A 14,038-nucleotide genomic window follows, 5' to 3' on the forward strand; every position below is an offset into this window, starting at 1 on the left:
TGCAATAATAAATTCTAAATGAATAGGAAATTACCATGATGTTAACCAAATCACTTTTAAGTGTCACTGTCGTTGCCGTATTACTTTCTGGCTGTGAAATGAATAACACGGGTAAAGGCGCCGCTATTGGTGCTGCAGCAGGGGGAATTTTAGGTAAAGCTACAGGTAACCACAAAGATAAACGTATTTTTATTGGTGCAGCTATTGGTGCGCTAGCGGGTGCAGCTGTAGGTGATTACATGGATAAACAAGAAGCTGCTTTTCGTGATGAACTAGCAGGTTCGGGAGTTGAAGTGGTACGTGAAGGTGATAACTTACGCTTAGTGATGCCCTCTAATATTACGTTTGCGACTGATCAATCTTATATTTCATCGGGCTTTCATGACACTCTAAATGCGATAGCAAATGTAATGAATAAATACGAAAAAACCTACTTAAGTGTTGAAGGTCACACCGACAGCACGGGCAAAGATAGTTACAACATGACTCTTTCAGAGCAGCGTGCACAAAGTGTAAAAAATTATTTGGTAAACCAACAAATTATGGCTGCACGAGTAAGCACGAGCGGCTTTGGTGAATCACGCCCAATTGCCACTAACGGTACCGCGAATGGTCGCGCGCAAAACCGCCGCGTCGAAATTCAAATAGTGCCTAATACACAAGGTTAATAGCTAAAACCGCGCAAATGCGTGGTTTTGTATATTTTAATGGCACTTTTGCCTGCGTTAGCTGTCACAAATAGTTCTTCGATAAGGACATATTTATGGCAGCGTGGCGCACGGCAATTATTTTATCAATATGTTTACACGGATTAGTTTTGCTTTTTGCTGCCACATTAAAAGCACCTGACATAAAACCACCGCAATCAATCCCCATTAAAGCTTATATGGTAAGTGTGCCAGCTAAAATTAAAGCAACACAACAAGTCCCTCAACAACGCGCTCATACAAATAAAAATACAGAAATTAAATCTATTGAGCCTATTAATGCCACCCAATCAAAACCACTAAATATTAATTATAAAAAAACAGAGAAAACGACTAAGCCGCTAAATACCATCACGAAAAATACTCAGCCTGTAATTTTAAAGCCTTATAAAAAGATCGATTTAAACAAAGGACTCAACAGTATTTTACAGCAACAAACTGGCTATTCTGATACTGCAAAGAGTGACCTTCAGAAAAAGCGTATTACAGTTTCAAAAGAGCATGCAGGCAAGGTAAAGCCACTATTAAAAATAGAGCAGCAAAATATGCAATTTACCACTTATCGACGAGGTGATAGCTGTTTTAGAAAGGTATCTGTTGGTGCAGGGGTTATGCCAAAAAATGACTTGCCCGAAAGTTACATAGCTGGTGTAAAGTGCGATAAAACTAAGCTAACTGAGGCTTACGATACCGCAATGAATAAATGGCTTAAAAAGAAGTAGCAACTAAAATGCAATCAATCTAAATTAAACTGTAATTCACATAGTTTTTGATACAAAGGGTTACTTGCCATTAATTGCTGATGAGTGCCTGTAGCTTTTATTTCGCCATTTTCCATTACCACAATCATATCGGCATGTTTTACCGTGGCCAGTCTATGGGCAATAATCAGCGTTGTTCTATTTTGCATTAAGTGTTCAAGTGCGGCCTGAACATGATGCTCGCTTTGCGCATCAAGCGCGCTGGTAGCCTCATCAAGTAGCAGTATTTCTGGGTCTTTTAAAATGGCGCGAGCAAGAACAATACGCTGCTTTTGCCCACCCGATAGCCTTACACCTTGTTCACCTAAGAAGCTGTTATAGCCTTGTGGTAACTGTTTTATAAATTCATCAGCATGGGCATGTTTAGCGGCTGCATAAACTTGCTCGTCACTGGCGCTTGGGTTGCCATAGCGAATATTATGCATAACATCAGAGCTAAATAAAATCGGGTTTTGTGCCACCATCCCCATTTTGTTGCGTAAGGTGTTTAACGACAACTGTTTAATATTTATATTATGAAACTTAATCGCTCCGCTAGCAGGGTCATAAAAACGCTGTAACAGTTCAAACAAGGTGGTTTTACCGGCACCTGAAGGGCCAACAATAGCCACGGTTTTACCTGTTTCAATATTTAAGCTGATATTATTTAATGCGCTTACATCTGCGCGAGAAGGGTAATTAAAACTAATACCTTCAAGTGAAATTGCACTGTTGCTGGTAGTTGTATGCAACTGATCATCTTGTGGAATTTCGGGGTTTTGTATTTTACTTTCAACCGCAAGTAGCTCGAGCAATCTTGCTGCGGCTCCTGCGGCGCGTTGTAGTTCACCATAAACCTCAGCAACGGTTGCTACCGACATGGCCACCATAATGGCATAAAACACAAAAGCACCGAGTTCACCGCCCGTCATAGTGCCTGCGAGCACATCACTACCGCCTACCCAGAGCATGGCACTAATAGCGCTAAAGGTAAGAAAAATAACTGCTGCAATTAAAAACGAACGTTGTTTAATGCGGCTTTTGGCAACGTTAAAGGCCTTTTCAGTTTCATTAGCAAAAGCAGATTGTTCTTGCTGTTCATGGCTATAACTCTGTACCACTTTTATGTTTTGAATGATCTCACCAGCATAGGTGCTGATATCTGCAATCGCATCTTGGCTAGAACTTGCAAGTTTGCGTACCTTTTTACCAAAAACTAACATAGGCACCAGTACTAAAGGGACGCAGGCCACGACGACTAAGGTAAGCTTTAAATTAGTAACAAGTAGCATAATTAAACCACCGACTAACATTAGCGCGCTTCGCAGCGCCATAGAAAATGATGAGCCGATAATAGATTGTAATAAGGTAGTGTCGGTAGTGAGTCGCGACATCAGCTCGCCACTGCGGTTTTCTTCAAAATAACTCGGATGCAAAGTAACAATACGATTGAATACAGCTTTTCGAATGTCATTACTGACTCGCTCGCCAATCCAAGACATTAAATAAAATCGGCTGAATGTACCCACCGCCAATAAACTGATTAAGCCAATTAATACCAAAACAGCTTGTTGTAATTGCGCTTGAGAACCGGCAATAAAGCCATGATCAATCACAAACTTAACGCCTTGGCCTAGCGATAAATTAACCCCTGCGGTGGCAAGTAATGCTACTAGAGCCCCTAAAACCACCCATTTATAAGGCTTAATAAAATTGAATATAGGGAATAAAGCGCTAAAGGCGGCTTTATCTGAAGCAGGCTTGTCTGTAGGCATAGTAGATTCTTATTGATGATTAAGGTATAGATATGGCATCAATAGATTAAAAATCAATAGTATTAAAAATCATCAACAGGGAAAATTATGACAACTAAACAGATAACAGGCGAGTTTACCGTTACATTAGCGCCTATAGAAGGGTATGCACATGGGCAGCAAGGCGTTAATCTAGGTCGGATGTCGATTGATAAACAATTTACTGGTAGCTTAACGGCAACTAGCCAAGGCGAAATGCTTAGCGCCATGACTCCCACCCAAGGCAGCGCTGGTTATGTTGCAATAGAGCAAGTGATAGGCGAGCTTGAGGGCAAAAAAGGCAGTTTTGTACTGCAGCATTTTGGGCTGATGGACAAAGGCCAAGACAGCTTAATTTTAAAAGTGGTGCCCGACTCAGGCACTGATGAGCTAGCAGGACTAACTGGCAGTATGAAAATACGGATTGAGCAAGGTATTCATCATTACGATTTTGAATACAGCCTATAAAGCAGGTATTTGTAATGCAAAAAGTAATCGAATTCAGAAAGTCCCGTTTTTTGGGTGGGGTAGATATAGTCGCACTAAATGATCGCATACAGGAATTAAGCCAAGACGGTTGGAAAGTAATAAACGCAGTGCCATTGACAGGCTTTTATGGGCAGGTGCATGGTTATGCATTACTAATTGAAAATGAAGAAATATAAGGGTTACTAATGGCGTTATCATTATGGTTGAGCTTAGCACTGGTGTGCATGATGGGGGCAATGTCGCCTGGGCCCAGTTTAGCTGTGGTATTAAAACATAGCTTAAGCGGTGGCATGAAAAATGGCATGCTGGCAGCATTAAGCCATGGTTTTGGAGTGGGCTTATATGCCGCAGCTTCACTGTTGGGATTAGGTGCATTGATGTTGCAATTTCCTACTGTGTACCAATTTTTAGTGTATTTAGGGGCAGCCTATTTAGCGTATTTAGGTTTGAAAATACTATTTTCAAAACCCAGCGACAGCGAGCTACATATTCAGCAAAGCGACGTGAGCAGTTCTAAGGCGTTACAAGATGGCTTTGCCATTGCATTTTTAAACCCTAAGCTAGCAATTTTCTTTCTGGCATTATTTTCACAATTTATTGACCCAGAGAATCTTACTCTAAGTATTGGCGTTGTTATGTGCTTAACGGTTTTCGTGATAGATACCGGCTGGTATTTATTGGTAGCCTTACTCACTGAGGTGTCTAAAAAGCGCTTTGGTTTTACTAAACAAAATATATGGTTAGATAGGCTGTTAGGTGCGGTATTTATTGCGCTGGCAATTAAAGTGGTTATTGGATTGTAACTATCAAGGTGGTTGAATTGTGTACAACTTATAATTAATGTAACTTAAAAATACTATAATTTAAAAGTAATAAAACTATGTCTAATATAACTTTAAAAAGTGCCACTTTTGATAACAAGGTAAAACAGTACTGGATGTGCTTAGCTGCAATATTTAGCCTTTTTCCAGTTGTAACTATTATACTTTTACCCGTTGTATTACTTTTAGTGTGGCTAGTCGCAAGTAGAGTATTAGCCGCTATGTCGGCCGATTTACTAGAGCGCAAGCTAGTGGTTAAACGCGGTATTTTATTTAAAGAAGAAAAATCGATTCCACTAGAAAAAATCACTGATGTCGGGTTGAGTCAGGGGCCGCTAATGCGCATGTTTGGCTTATACCGTTTAAGTTTTGAAACAGCAGGACAGTCGGGACATGGTGCGTTGGTATCGTTACTTGGGGTAGTTGATGCCAGTGAATTTCGTGAAGCCATTTTAACGCAAAAAGATAACCTCACTGCAGAACAACCCGTTCAAGCAAAACAAGACGAGCCACCAAGCCAAGTCGAACTGATTCGCTCATTGACCTACAGTGTAAAAAATATCGAGCAAATGTTAGTTACTTTATTGGATGAGAAAAAGTAACCAACAGCTCTCTTTGAAAATAGGTTATTTTTATTAAACCAATCTAAGGAAGTTATGAGCCTTAGATTGGTTTTCTCGTGTTTAGAGTAATTTACCCTTGTATTTCAGGCTGACCTGCTAGCATACGTAATTCTTTGCTGCGCTCGGTTTGCATTTCGTAAGAGGTTGTTTTTATGCTGCTTACATAATTCCACTTAGCGCTTACTTGTTCTTGAGTGAAGGTAACTGTTAGATAACCTCGGTCAGCCAAATTGCTATAAGCCAAGTCGTTTACAAGTAAAGCAAGAACTTGCTCCATTTGAACTGTAATTTCAGGGCCCTGTGTATTTAGTGCTAAGTATTTTTCAAGACCTGGCGAAGACACTGAAGAGGTGGCAAACTCAACTCCCGCATTTTGTGATGCGGCTATTGGATTGCTCGCATCAGTTTTTAATTGCCCAGCCCAACCATTGTGAGTATCGCCGGCTAACACCACTAAGTTTTTTTGTGCAGCAATAGCTGTACCAAGCAGTACCTCACGCTCATAGGCGTAGCCGTCCCAGGCATCTAAATTGTAAGGTGCGGTGGTATCAACACGCGCACGCTCTGCATCAGTTACTGTTGGATCACCAGCTAGAATACGGCCTTTAATTTGTGCCAGCTCAGCAAATAATGCTGATGCTTGAGCAAGCAGGGCGCCAGTGTCAGCACCATTTGCTTGGCTTACTTGTAGGCTCACTAAAAGCTGTAGTACTTCAAACGGCAGGTGCATCTTGGTCATTAACACTTGTTGGCCAAGTACTTGCCATTTTGAGTTTGAGGTTGTCATACCATCGGTGAGCCAGGTTAGTTGTTCACTACCCAGTAATGCGCGTGTGGGCGAACTAACAGCACTAACAAAATCGCTTTGCCCTTGTGCGCTAGTTAAATCAAAATCAGCATAGTTGAGTTGTTCATCACGAGCGAGCACACGGGTATCTAGCATGTATAGCGACATTAAATTACCAAATTCAAAACGGCGATAAATACGTTCTTTATCGGCTACATTACGTATAGGCATCCATTCAAAGTAGGCTTGTAGGGCATGTAGTTTACGCGCGCTAAATTCACCTTCACCGTCATTATGGTTTTCTGCACCTTCACGCCAAGTATCATTAGTAACCTCATGGTCGTCCCATACTGTTATAAAGGCGCAATTGCTGTGAGCTGCTTGTAAATTGCTATCGGTGCGGTAGTGGGCATAGCGTTTACGATAGTCAGTTAAGCTAATAATTTCATTGCTGTTATCTTCAGGTAGTAAGCGACCTAAGCTAGTTGCGTCTTCAGTAGCGTAGCCATTATTTCCATATTCGTATATGTAATCGCCTAAATGGAGTACCGCATCTAAGTCAGGTTGCTTTGCTATTTCACCATAAACATGAAAAAAGCCAGCAGGGTAATTAGCGCACGACACAACTGCCAGCTTTACTTGATCAATATTGCCTGTTGGTAATGTTTTACCTGAGCCAATAGGAGAGGTTTTACCATTTGATTTAAAGCGGTAGTAATACGTTGTGTTGGGATCAAGGCCTTGTAAGTCAATTTTGAGAGTAAAGTCTGTGGCTGCACTTATATAGGCTTCACCATCGTGACTAATAGAGGTGAAATTTTCATCTGTCGCAGCCTGCCATTGCACTTTAATACGGCTGGTTGCTGGATCTTTTGGTGTAACGCGAGTCCATAAAATTAAGCTATCTGCTAGTGGATCGCCACTAGCGACGCCATGGTTAAAGCTAACGTCAATAAAATTATCATCTTCATCATCAAACCGACAACCCGTTAACCCTAACGATAAGACTGCGACCCCAAATCCTGCTGCCGAGGCTTTTAAAAAAGTTCTTCGTGTAAGCGTCATTGCTTTGTACCTATAAAGTATAAAAAGCAAATCGTACCACATTAAGGTTACTTTTTTGTTAAAAAAATTAGAATGTATTCAACACTTTCGTTGCATCACAGGTGATAACTGTCACATTTCTGTAACCTACTCGAGTCAGTGCCTCAGCACTTAATGTTGCACGCGCGCCACTAGCGCAATGTAAATAAATAGGACGGGCTGCGTCTTTTTCTATTTCCATAAGTTTCATTTCAAGTAACCCGCGTGGAATGTTAATTGCGCCAGTAGCTGCTTTGGTGGCATGTTCAGCGGGTTCACGCACATCAATCAGTAAGCCTTTATTTTGCTCAAGTTCTTTCTTTGCTTGTTCGGCATCAATACGGCGCTGATTAGGAGTAATTATTTTTAGTAAATCGGGAATGGGTGTAAGCATGGTGTTTATTCCTTAAAGCCAAGTTTGCGTAATAAAGTGATCATTGGGCACCAGCTAGTAAAAGCTGATTGAATTAAATTTACTGCGATAAAAGCTGTAAAGTAAATCCACTTAGGATCGTGATAAGTTTGCAATAAAAGCGACACAATAATCATTATGCCAGCGATTAGTCTGAGTGCATTGTTTAGTTTCATTATAGTAGGCCAGTTATTTAATTCAGTACAGCTACTATATTAGATATATCTATATTAGTAAAATCTAATATTAGACTTTTCTAACCTAACGTCTTATACTCAGGCTCTATTTTAGAATAAGAGCATAGTATGAATATTGACTTTACTGCCATGGCCGGCAATGTAGAACAAGCTGAGCAGCTATTAAAAATTTTAGCCAATAAAAATCGCTTAATGGTTTTATGTTCTTTGCAAGATTCAGAAATGAGCGTATCTCAGCTTAATGAAGCCGTGCCATTAGCGCAGTCTGCGTTATCTCAGCATTTAGCAGCGCTGCGTAAAGCAAATATTGTGGCTACGCGCCGCGAGAGCCAAACAATTTATTATCGTGTCATTGATGAAAATGCGGTCGTTTTGCTTGGTACCTTGTATGGGTTATTTTGTAAGGGCTAAGTGCGATGAGCTTAATAGACAATGCGGTAAAAAGTAGTTTAAGTGGTCGCATTCCGATTATTATTTTTGTGATGTCTTTGTTACTTGGGGTATTTGCACTAAATCAGACACCTCGAGAAGAAGAGCCACAAATTACTGTGCCCATGCTCGATATTTATGTATCTGCACCTAACGTTGAGGCGCCTGAAGTCGCTAGGTTAGTAACTCAACCGCTCGAAAAGTTACTGGCCCAGTTGGTGGGAGTTGAGCATATTTACTCAACCACACAAACTAACAGTACAGTGGTTACGCTGCGCTTTGAAGTAGGGCACAACCGCGAACAAGCTATTTTAGATACCTACGCAAAACTAAATAGTTATCAGCATACAATGGCATCGGTGATCAAAAGTTGGCAAATTCGCCCAATAGAAGTAGATGACGTGCCTATTGTGATGTTAGGCCTCTACAGTAAAGACCCGCAACTCTATGGTGATTATGAACTAACCCGTTTTGCTAACGAAATTGCTAATAGTTTACAACGCATTGAGCATACCAGTGAAGTTAAAGTAATTTCGGGGCGTACACGTACTCTTACCATCAATTTAAATGCCAGCGCACTGGCTGCCCATCAAACCACGGTAAACGATGTTTTTTACGCATTAAATGTATCAAACCAACTCACCCAAGTGGGAAATGTGGTTGATAATCAGCAGCAAATTGCTATTCAGGCAGGTGATGTACTAAGAACACAATCAGCGGTAGAGCAATTAGTTGTTAATGTGGTTAATGGTAAAAGTGTTTACTTGATGGACATTGCAACAGTAAGCGATGGCCCTGGTGAAACTGAGCATTACCAATGGTTAGCGCAATCTACTGATCAGCAGCAGTTGCCTATGGTTACTTTAAGCGTAGCCAAGCAAACAGGGACTAATGCGGTTGCTGTTGCAAATGATGTTCATACCATGATGAATGAACTTACAAATACCTTATTACCACCAGAAGTTAGCTATACAGTACTCAGAGATTATGGCCAAACTGCGAATGAAAAAGTAAATAACCTCACATCAAGTTTAGTGTTTGCAGTGTTTACTGTGGTGATATTTGTTGGCGTGTTTTTAGGTTGGCGTCCTGCCGTGGTGGTTGGGCTGGCGGTTCCTATTTGTTATGGCATTACACTCTCATTAGATTTTGCATTTGGTTACACCATTAACCGGGTGACCTTATTTGCGCTTATTTTATCATTAGGCTTACTGGTAGACGACCCTATCACGGGTATTGATAATATTAGTCGCTTTATAAATAACAAAGGCGATAAAAAACAAAATGTTGTTGGCGCAATGAGCGAAATTCGAAATGCCTTGCTTATGTCGACACTCACTATAATGGTGGCGTTTATTCCACTGGCGTTTATTACCGGCATGATGGGGCCATACATGGCACCTATGGCGTTCAACGTGCCCATTAGTGTCATGGTGTCTACTTTGGTAGCCTTTTTTGTCACCCCATGGTTGGCAATGAAATTGCTTAAATCAAACACCTTAGAACAACCTGAGCTTGAGCCTAAAGCGGGTTTATACCAACGATTACTCAGTCCATTACTTGCCTCAAAAGTGCGAGCTAAATGGGTGCTATGGATAACATTAGGATTGTTTATTATCAGTGCCATGTTACCCGTGATGCGCTTGGTACCATTAAAACTCCTGCCCTTTGATAACAAAAATGAGCTGCAAGTACTTATAGATATGCCAGAGGGTACTAATCTAGAGAGCACAGCTGCTTTTACTAAGCAAATTCAAACCCTCACGTGGCAGTTAAATGAAGTAAGTGAAATAGCCGCATATATTGGGCAGCCCTCCAGCATGGATTTTAATGGCATGGTGCGTGGTTATTATCGCCGTGAAGCTGCTAACTTAGCAGAGCTCAGAGTATTGCTGGTGGATAAATCAGCACGAGATCATCAATCACATGGGGTGGTTATGCGGTTACGCGAACAACTTGCTCCTTTAGCAAAAAATGGCATTGTTATTAAAGTGGTTGAGGTACCACCTGGGCCACCGGTGTTGAGCACTTTAGTCGCTGAAGTGTATCGTGATCCCTTTGTTGATAAGCATACCCATAGGCAGGCTGCTCAACATGTTGCAGCACGTTTACGCCAAGAGCCTCATGTTGTTGAGGTTGATACCTCTTTGGTTGCTCCTGCGCCATTACAGCGCTTTATTACAGATAAATCCAAAGCTGCGCTCAGTGCTATTACTACCCAAAATATTGCACAAACACTCAGTATTGCTTCGCAGGGGCAACAGGTTGGAGTGTTGTACGTAAGCGATGAAACTCAGCCAGTCTCTATACAATTACAATTGCCTTATAGCGAACGTAATCAGCTTTCACAATTACTTGCGCTGCAAGTAAGAGGGGATAGGGACTTAGCTAAAACCAGTAATGAGTTAGGTATAACAAGTGCACCAAGGCCTTTAGTATCGCTTTCAGAGCTGGGAGAGTTTGAACCATTAAACGTGGCCCACACACTAATGCGTAAAGATCAGCGTGACGTTATTTATGTGATGGCGGAACTAAATGGACGCACGCCTGCAGAGATTATTGCGGATGTAAATGCCGATTTAAACGCAAGTGATCATGGGTTTGAAAAAAGCGTGTGGTTAACACGGCACTTTTTTAATAATGGCGGAACCGCGCCATGGCAATTACCGCAAGGAACTGATGTTAACTTCAGTGGTGAAGGTGAGTGGCGTATCACCATTGATGTGTTCAGGGATATGGGCATTGCTTTTGCCTTTGCGCTCAGTGCTATATTTATTATTTTACGTATTCAAACTCAATCTGTTAGTTTGTCGCTGATTATCATGTCGGCTATTCCATTAACTGTGATTGGTATTATGCCCGGATTTTGGTTACTCAATCAATTTGGTGAACGCACCATAGCGGGGGCTCCTGAGCCGGTATTATTTACCGCTACTGCGATGATAGGCATGATTGCCTTAGCAGGTATTGTCGTTCGTAACTCACTTATTTTAGTCGAATTTATTAACCAAGCACGAACTCAGGGGATGGCAATAAAAGAGGCACTTATTGCTGCAGGGGCGGTACGAATGCGGCCAGTATTATTAACCGCCGGAACTACTTTGTTAGGTAACTTAGTGATCACACTTGACCCAGTATTTAGCGGATTAGCCATAGCAATTATTTTTGGCATCGTGGCGTCTACCGTATTTTCGTTATTTGTTGTACCGCTTGTTTATTATTTAGTGTTTACAAACCCAGAGGAAGAAGCACATGCAGGGTAAATCAAAAGTTTTAGGCGCAATCAGTGCATTGGTTGTGGTTATTGTAGCTGTGCTATATATGGCCGGTAGCTTTAGTGATAAACAATCTGCAGGGTTAAAAGAGATTCCAGTTACTCAATATCAAGGTGAGGTGGTCACTGTTGAGCTGCAAACTATTTCGCGAACAGAGTATGTACCAGGGAGTGTAATTGCGAAACAAAACACCCAAATTTCGTCAAATGTAATGGCACAAGTAAAGCAATTTAAAGTGCGCGCCGGTGATAAAGTTAATCAAGGTGACTTATTGATCACCCTTAAGCAAGATGACTTTAAAGCGATGCTGGCACAAAGTGAGGCAAATATTAATGCGGTGCAAGCCTCATTAAACCAAGCTAAAAAGCAACTTATTAGAGTAACTGACTTACAGGCAAAAGGGTTAGTACCAGTGAGTGAATTTGATGATGCTAAAGCAAAATTTGATAACTTAACTGCCAACTTAGCTGGAGCAAAACAGCAGCAAGCCCAGGCGCAAGTATCACTTAACTACACGCAAATTAAAGCCCCTATATCTGGTGTCGTTGTTGAGCGTTTAGCTGAACCTGGCGATACAGCCACACCTGGTATACCGTTGTTAACGCTTTATAATCCAAAGCAACTTCAACTTGCTTTTAATGTACGAGAGCAACAAGCAGTAAAGCTTAAGTTAGGCGATCGTTTAAACGTGAGTTTACCTTCGCTCAACCTAACAACGGTTGCAAATATCAGTGAAATTGTACCAGTCGTTGATAACGCTGCACGTAGCTTACTGATCCGATTAGAAATTGAGCCACAATCAGGGATGATCCCTGGGTTATATGCACAATTGCATTTACCGTTTGAAAACACCCAAGGTGTGCTTGTTAACCCTAATTGGATACATGACTTTGGACAGCTCAGTATGATGTATGTCATTAACGCTGACAAAATTGAGCGTCGTTTTGTGCGCTTAGGTGAGCAGATTGATAATCAGCAACATATTATTACGGGCCTTAAAGCTGGCGATAAAATAGCAGTGGATTATCAACCAATAACTGAATAACCAGAGTTCAGGTTAAATAAAAGTGGCTATTTCATCCAGCGACTTTTTATCAAGTGCATGCAGTGGTACCGTTGCATGCTCATCGGGGTAGCCTGCAATTAATAGCATGTAAGGGCGCTCGTTATCTTTGTCGCGACCACAAATATCGGTTAAAAAGCTCATTGGTTTTGGCGTGTGGGTCAAGGTTGCAAGGCCTGCTCGGTGTAGTGCTTGAATTAAAAAACCAGTGGCCAGCCCTACTGATTCATGCACATAGTAATTGGTGTTTTTGTCGTCCGTATTTACACCTCCCTTTTTTTGACTAAACACTGCAATCAACCATGGTGCGTGCTCTAAATAGGGTTTATTAGCATCGGTGCCTAATGGTTTTAATGCATCAAGCCATTCTTCGCCTGCGCGACCTTCATAAAATGAGCGTTCTAATTTCTCGGCTGCTTCACGAATTTGCTTTTTAACATCTGCGCTATTAATGGCCACAAAATGCCAAGGCTGGTGGTTTGCGCCACTAGGTGCTGTACCTGCCGCTTTTATACAGGTTTCGATTATTTCTTTTGGCACCTGGCGGTTACTAAAGCTGCGAATACTATGGCGGCGTTGGCTAGTTTGTAAAAACTCATTCGCTCGCTCGAGCATTTCCTCTGACGGGTATTCTATAAAATCGGTTAATGGTTGGCTTTTGTGATCTTGCATGGCTGTTCGCTTCTTATTTTTAGAGTGTTTTGTTTTTATACCGAGAGGCTCATTTCTACGCAAGTGTTATTAAGTTTATTCAATCATAAAAATAAACTGGCAGTAAAAAATTTTTAGCAAAAACAAATTTGAGTAGCAGTAAGATCTCAATGAAACGAGAAAGGGCCTTGCGGCCCTTAGTGTTGCAGCAAGTAACACATTTTTTATAGGTTAAAGTCTACAGCGTAGGCTACATAGGCTTTTACATCAGAGCCGTCCATGTCGTTATCTGATAGACCAAAAGTAAAACCATCTTTAGACACAGATACACCATAATCAATAATATTGTCATCACCGATGAAATCGCCTGAGTAATGCCCTATGTGTAGCGCCATTTCTGTGCCATCGCTACCAACAGCGAAGCTGTAATCGGCATTTAGATACAATGAATCACCAAAATCAGTACCGTCACCATTGGCAGCAGAAGTTGCAAGTACGGCTGCGCCAAATGTAAAACCTTGGACACTAATGCTACCGTAAACTTCAGAAAAATCTGCATCGGCACCTGATGCCGCATCTGGGTACGCGTAATAAATATAACCTACGTCATAACTCACGCTTTCATTAATTGCGCCGCCAAAACCTGCGTATAAGTCTAGCTCGTAGGTCATTTCATCGGCCCAAGACGCATTTGACGCCCAAGTACCCGCATAAAAGCCAGATTCATTAGCGTAATCAATACCGCCAGATACAGCTGCATCGCCCCCAGTTTGCTCTTGTCCGCGCCATAAGTAGTTAGAAGTGGCTGCTGCATTTGCTGTTACTTCAGCACATGCAGTAGTTGATGTCATTCCTGTTAATGCCAATGCACTGATCAATATTGTTTTTTGTAGTTTTAGCATGTCTTATTTCCCATTGTATGATTTTGCACGCCAAGGCTTTTTATTATGAATGACTACAACCTTTTG

At 41.4% G+C, this 14,038-nt stretch carries 15 protein-coding genes; 9 read left to right on the forward strand and 6 right to left on the reverse strand.

Annotated features, from left to right (window positions below):
* The first annotated feature begins 35 nt into the window (after positions 1-35).
* Both P3J6_RS03080 and P3J6_RS03085 read left to right on the forward strand, forming a co-directional pair.
* Complete coding sequence (locus tag P3J6_RS03080; protein ID WP_198522209.1) at positions 36-668, forward strand: OmpA family protein; 633 nt, start codon at positions 36-38, stop codon at positions 666-668.
* Positions 669-763: 95 nt separating this feature from the next.
* Positions 764-1,429: a hypothetical protein gene (locus P3J6_RS03085; RefSeq protein WP_198522210.1), complete on the forward strand. Its 666-nt coding sequence runs from the start codon at positions 764-766 to the stop codon at positions 1,427-1,429.
* 14 nt (positions 1,430-1,443) lie between these two features.
* Here P3J6_RS03085 and P3J6_RS03090 read toward each other — a convergent pair whose 3' ends face one another.
* Positions 1,444-3,222, reverse strand: a complete 1,779-nt coding sequence (locus tag P3J6_RS03090; RefSeq protein ID WP_198522211.1) for an ABC transporter transmembrane domain-containing protein — start codon at positions 3,220-3,222, stop codon at positions 1,444-1,446.
* An 87-nt stretch (positions 3,223-3,309) separates the two neighbouring features.
* On the opposite strand from P3J6_RS03090, the gene P3J6_RS03095 reads away from it, so the two are divergent.
* From P3J6_RS03095 to P3J6_RS03110, 4 genes are all read left to right on the forward strand, one after another.
* Entirely contained in the window at positions 3,310-3,708 is a 399-nt protein-coding gene (locus P3J6_RS03095) for a DUF3224 domain-containing protein (protein ID WP_198522212.1), read from the forward strand.
* 14 nt (positions 3,709-3,722) lie between these two features.
* The gene (locus tag P3J6_RS03100) at positions 3,723-3,905 is read left to right on the forward strand and encodes a hypothetical protein (RefSeq protein WP_178956721.1); all 183 of its coding nucleotides are present in this window, start codon (positions 3,723-3,725) and stop codon (positions 3,903-3,905) included.
* A gap of 9 nt (positions 3,906-3,914) precedes the next feature.
* On the forward strand, positions 3,915-4,532 hold the full coding sequence (locus P3J6_RS03105; protein ID WP_178956720.1) for a LysE family translocator: 618 nt from the start codon (positions 3,915-3,917) through the stop codon (positions 4,530-4,532).
* 77 nt (positions 4,533-4,609) lie between these two features.
* Positions 4,610-5,152, forward strand: a complete 543-nt coding sequence (locus tag P3J6_RS03110) for a PH domain-containing protein (protein WP_178956719.1) — start codon at positions 4,610-4,612, stop codon at positions 5,150-5,152.
* 91 nt (positions 5,153-5,243) lie between these two features.
* Here P3J6_RS03110 and P3J6_RS03115 read toward each other — a convergent pair whose 3' ends face one another.
* The 3 genes from P3J6_RS03115 to P3J6_RS03125 form a co-directional block, all read right to left on the reverse strand.
* On the reverse strand, positions 5,244-7,025 hold the full coding sequence (locus tag P3J6_RS03115) for an alkaline phosphatase D family protein (protein WP_198522213.1): 1,782 nt from the start codon (positions 7,023-7,025) through the stop codon (positions 5,244-5,246).
* A gap of 67 nt (positions 7,026-7,092) precedes the next feature.
* Positions 7,093-7,437, reverse strand: coding sequence for a rhodanese-like domain-containing protein (locus P3J6_RS03120; protein ID WP_138608299.1), 345 nt, complete (start codon positions 7,435-7,437; stop codon positions 7,093-7,095).
* Positions 7,438-7,442: 5 nt separating this feature from the next.
* On the reverse strand, positions 7,443-7,631 hold the full coding sequence (locus P3J6_RS03125; protein WP_010392474.1) for a YgaP family membrane protein: 189 nt from the start codon (positions 7,629-7,631) through the stop codon (positions 7,443-7,445).
* A gap of 129 nt (positions 7,632-7,760) precedes the next feature.
* On the opposite strand from P3J6_RS03125, the gene P3J6_RS03130 reads away from it, so the two are divergent.
* Genes P3J6_RS03130 through P3J6_RS03140 form a run of 3 tightly spaced genes read left to right on the forward strand, consistent with a single transcriptional unit; the run spans position 7,761 to position 12,401 of the window.
* Positions 7,761-8,063 carry an ArsR/SmtB family transcription factor gene (locus P3J6_RS03130; protein WP_198522214.1) on the forward strand — a complete coding sequence of 101 codons (303 nt, stop codon included), beginning with the start codon at positions 7,761-7,763 and terminating at the stop codon, positions 8,061-8,063.
* A gap of 5 nt (positions 8,064-8,068) precedes the next feature.
* On the forward strand, positions 8,069-11,344 hold the full coding sequence (locus tag P3J6_RS03135) for an efflux RND transporter permease subunit (protein ID WP_198522215.1): 3,276 nt from the start codon (positions 8,069-8,071) through the stop codon (positions 11,342-11,344).
* Entirely contained in the window at positions 11,334-12,401 is a 1,068-nt protein-coding gene (locus P3J6_RS03140; protein ID WP_198522216.1) for an efflux RND transporter periplasmic adaptor subunit, read from the forward strand. The genes P3J6_RS03135 and P3J6_RS03140 overlap by 11 nt, the downstream gene beginning before the upstream one ends.
* A 12-nt stretch (positions 12,402-12,413) precedes the next feature.
* Here the strand turns inward: P3J6_RS03140 and P3J6_RS03145 are convergent, their stop codons facing one another.
* Complete coding sequence (locus tag P3J6_RS03145; protein WP_198522217.1) at positions 12,414-13,091, reverse strand: nitroreductase family protein; 678 nt, start codon at positions 13,089-13,091, stop codon at positions 12,414-12,416.
* 203 nt (positions 13,092-13,294) lie between these two features.
* Positions 13,295-13,972 carry a TorF family putative porin gene (locus P3J6_RS03150; RefSeq protein WP_178956715.1) on the reverse strand — a complete coding sequence of 226 codons (678 nt, stop codon included), beginning with the start codon at positions 13,970-13,972 and terminating at the stop codon, positions 13,295-13,297.
* Positions 13,973-14,038: the final 66 nt, after the last annotated feature.

The organism is Pseudoalteromonas sp. 3J6 (assembly GCF_903995135.1).
Lineage (GTDB): Bacteria > Pseudomonadota > Gammaproteobacteria > Enterobacterales > Alteromonadaceae > Pseudoalteromonas.

Bases quoted from the DNA above. Each gene is read 5' to 3' on its own strand.
- P3J6_RS03140 (WP_198522216.1), top strand. From the start codon at position 11,334: ATGCAGGGTAAATCAAAAGTTTTAGGCGCAATCAGTGCATTGGTTGTG.
- P3J6_RS03080 (WP_198522209.1), top strand. From the start codon at position 36: ATGATGTTAACCAAATCACTTTTAAGTGTCACTGTCGTTGCCGTATTA.
- P3J6_RS03085 (WP_198522210.1), top strand. From the start codon at position 764: ATGGCAGCGTGGCGCACGGCAATTATTTTATCAATATGTTTACACGGA.
- P3J6_RS03090 (WP_198522211.1), bottom strand. From the start codon at position 3,222: ATGCCTACAGACAAGCCTGCTTCAGATAAAGCCGCCTTTAGCGCTTTA.
- P3J6_RS03125 (WP_010392474.1), bottom strand. From the start codon at position 7,631: ATGAAACTAAACAATGCACTCAGACTAATCGCTGGCATAATGATTATT.
- P3J6_RS03095 (WP_198522212.1), top strand. From the start codon at position 3,310: ATGACAACTAAACAGATAACAGGCGAGTTTACCGTTACATTAGCGCCT.
- P3J6_RS03115 (WP_198522213.1), bottom strand. From the start codon at position 7,025: ATGACGCTTACACGAAGAACTTTTTTAAAAGCCTCGGCAGCAGGATTT.
- P3J6_RS03105 (WP_178956720.1), top strand. From the start codon at position 3,915: ATGGCGTTATCATTATGGTTGAGCTTAGCACTGGTGTGCATGATGGGG.
- P3J6_RS03150 (WP_178956715.1), bottom strand. From the start codon at position 13,972: ATGCTAAAACTACAAAAAACAATATTGATCAGTGCATTGGCATTAACA.
- P3J6_RS03135 (WP_198522215.1), top strand. From the start codon at position 8,069: ATGAGCTTAATAGACAATGCGGTAAAAAGTAGTTTAAGTGGTCGCATT.
- P3J6_RS03145 (WP_198522217.1), bottom strand. From the start codon at position 13,091: ATGCAAGATCACAAAAGCCAACCATTAACCGATTTTATAGAATACCCG.
- P3J6_RS03100 (WP_178956721.1), top strand. From the start codon at position 3,723: ATGCAAAAAGTAATCGAATTCAGAAAGTCCCGTTTTTTGGGTGGGGTA.
- P3J6_RS03110 (WP_178956719.1), top strand. From the start codon at position 4,610: ATGTCTAATATAACTTTAAAAAGTGCCACTTTTGATAACAAGGTAAAA.
- P3J6_RS03120 (WP_138608299.1), bottom strand. From the start codon at position 7,437: ATGCTTACACCCATTCCCGATTTACTAAAAATAATTACTCCTAATCAG.
- P3J6_RS03130 (WP_198522214.1), top strand. From the start codon at position 7,761: ATGAATATTGACTTTACTGCCATGGCCGGCAATGTAGAACAAGCTGAG.